The organism is Colwellia sp. F1 (assembly GCF_056238625.1).
Window position 1 is genome coordinate 1 of sequence record NZ_JBWDLI010000065.1, and the last position, 2891, is coordinate 2891.

A 2891-nucleotide genomic window follows, 5' to 3' on the forward strand; every position below is an offset into this window, starting at 1 on the left:
CGGGCAATTAGTACTGGTTAGCTTAATGCATTACTGCACTTCCACACCCAGCCTATCAACGTCCTGGTCTCGAACGACCCTTCAAAGAGCTCAAGGCTCTGGGAAATCTCATCTCAAGGCAAGTTTCCCGCTTAGATGCTTTCAGCGGTTATCTCTTCCGTATTTAGCTACCCGGCAATGCCACTGGCGTGACAACCGGTACACCAGAGATACGTCCACTCCGGTCCTCTCGTACTAGGAGCAGCCCCCTTCAAATTTCCAACGCCCACGGCAGATAGGGACCAAACTGTCTCACGACGTTTTAAACCCAGCTCACGTACCACTTTAAATGGCGAACAGCCATACCCTTGGGACCGGCTACAGCCCCAGGATGTGATGAGCCGACATCGAGGTGCCAAACTCCCCCGTCGATATGAACTCTTGGGAGGAATCAGCCTGTTATCCCCAGAGTACCTTTTATCCGTTGAGCGATGGCCCTTCCATACAGAACCACCGGATCACTATGTCCTACTTTCGTACCTGCTCGACTTGTCAGTCTCGCAGTTAAGCACGCTTATGCCATTGCACTATCAACACGATGTCCGACCGTATCTAGCGTACCTTCGAACTCCTCCGTTACACTTTAGGAGGAGACCGCCCCAGTCAAACTGCCTACCATGCACTGTCCCCGATCCGGATAACGGACCAAGGTTAGAACCTCAAACAAACCAGGGTGGTATTTCAAGGTTGGCTCCACGAGAACTAGCGTCCCCGCTTCAAAGCCTCCCACCTATCCTACACAGATTGGTTCAAAGTCCAATGCAAAGCTACAGTAAAGGTTCATGGGGTCTTTCCGTCTAGCCGCGGGTAGATTGCATCATCACAAACATTTCAACTTCGCTGAGTCTCGGGAGGAGACAGTGTGGCCATCGTTACGCCATTCGTGCAGGTCGGAACTTACCCGACAAGGAATTTCGCTACCTTAGGACCGTTATTGTTACGGCCGCCGTTTACTGGGACTTCAATCAAGAGCTTGCACCCCATCATTTAATCTTCCAGCACCGGGCAGGCGTCACACCCTATACGTCCACTTTCGTGTTTGCAGAGTGCTGTGTTTTTATTAAACAGTCGCAGCCACCAGTTTATTGCAACCCTTTCACCCTCATGGAGTAAACCAATCAAGCTACCGGGGCGTACCTTTTCCCGAAGTTACGGTACCAATTTGCCGAGTTCCTTCTCCCGAGTTCTCTCAAGCGCCTTAGAATACTCATCTCGCCCACCTGTGTCGGTTTGCGGTACGGTCTCGTATGACTGAAGCTTAGAGGCTTTTCTTGGAACCACTTCCGATTGCTTCATGCACAAGTGCACTCGTCTCAACCCCTTGAATTGCGCGCCCGGATTTGCCTAAGCGCCTTCTATGAGCCAAAAACCAACTATTCCAACAGTTGGACAACCTTCCGCGATCCGTCCCCCCATCGCATCATACGACGGTGCAGGAATATTAACCTGCTTCCCATCAGCTACGCATCTCTGCCTCGCCTTAGGGGCCGACTCACCCTGCTCCGATGAACGTTGAACAGGAAACCTTGGGCTTACGGCGTGGAGGCTTTTCACCCCCATTATCGCTACTCATGTCAGCATTCGCACTTCTGATACCTCCAGCATCCTTTACAAGACACCTTCGCAGGCTTACAGAACGCTCTCCTACCATATCCAATAAAGGATATCCGCAGCTTCGGTGACTGGCTTAGCCCCGTTACATCTTCCGCGCAGGACGACTCGATCAGTGAGCTATTACGCTTTCTTTAAATGATGGCTGCTTCTAAGCCAACATCCTGACTGTTTTAGCCTTCCCACTTCGTTTTCCACTTAGCCAATCTTTGGGACCTTAGCTGGCGGTCTGGGTTGTTTCCCTCTTGACGCCGGACGTTAGCACCCGACGTCTGTCTCCCAAGCTCGCACTCATCGGTATTCGGAGTTTGCAATGGTTTGGTAAGTCGCAATGACCCCCTAGCCATAACAGTGCTCTACCCCCGATGGTGATACTTGAGGCACTACCTAAATAGTTTTCGGAGAGAACCAGCTATTTCCAAGTTTGTTTAGCCTTTCACCCCTACCCACAGCTCATCCCCTAATTTTTCAACATTAGTGGGTTCGGACCTCCAGGGCGTGTTACCGCACCTTCATCCTGGCCATGAGTAGATCACTTGGTTTCGGGTCTACACCCAGCGACTGATCGCCCTATTCGGACTCGATTTCTCTACGGCTTCCCTATATGGTTAACCTTGCCACTGAATGTAAGTCGCTGACCCATTATACAAAAGGTACGCAGTCACGGAACAAGTCCGCTCCTACTGTTTGTATGCACACGGTTTCAGGATCTATTTCACTCCCCTTCCGGGGTTCTTTTCGCCTTTCCCTCACGGTACTGGTTCACTATCGGTCGATTACGAGTATTTAGCCTTGGAGGATGGTCCCCCCATATTCAGACAGGATGTCACGTGTCCCGCCCTACTTGTCGTACGCTTAGTATCACCGGTCCAATTTCACATACGGGGCTATCACCCACTATGGCTCCCATTTCCAGGGGATTCTGTTATCGGTCCGACTATCACGTACAGGCTCTTCCCATTTCGCTCGCCGCTACTTTGGGAATCTCGGTTGATTTCTTTTCCTGCAGCTACTTAGATGTTTCAGTTCGCCGCGTTCGCCTTGCATACCTATGTATTCAGTATGCAATACCCTAAAAGGGTGGGTTGCCCCATTCGGAAATCTGCGGATCAAAGTGTGTTTGCTCACTCCCCGCAGCTTATCGCAAGCTACTACGTCCTTCATCGCCTGTAATCGCCAAGGCATCCACCATGTGCACTTATTCGCTTGTCCCTATAACGTTAGCCTCTCATCATTTGCAT

At 51.0% G+C, this 2891-nt stretch carries 1 rRNA gene; it reads right to left on the reverse strand.

Annotation, left to right across the window (positions count from 1 at the left end):
* Positions 1–2862, reverse strand: a 23S ribosomal RNA gene (locus AC0UA9_RS17195); the annotation flags it as partial.
* Positions 2863–2891: the final 29 nt, after the last annotated feature.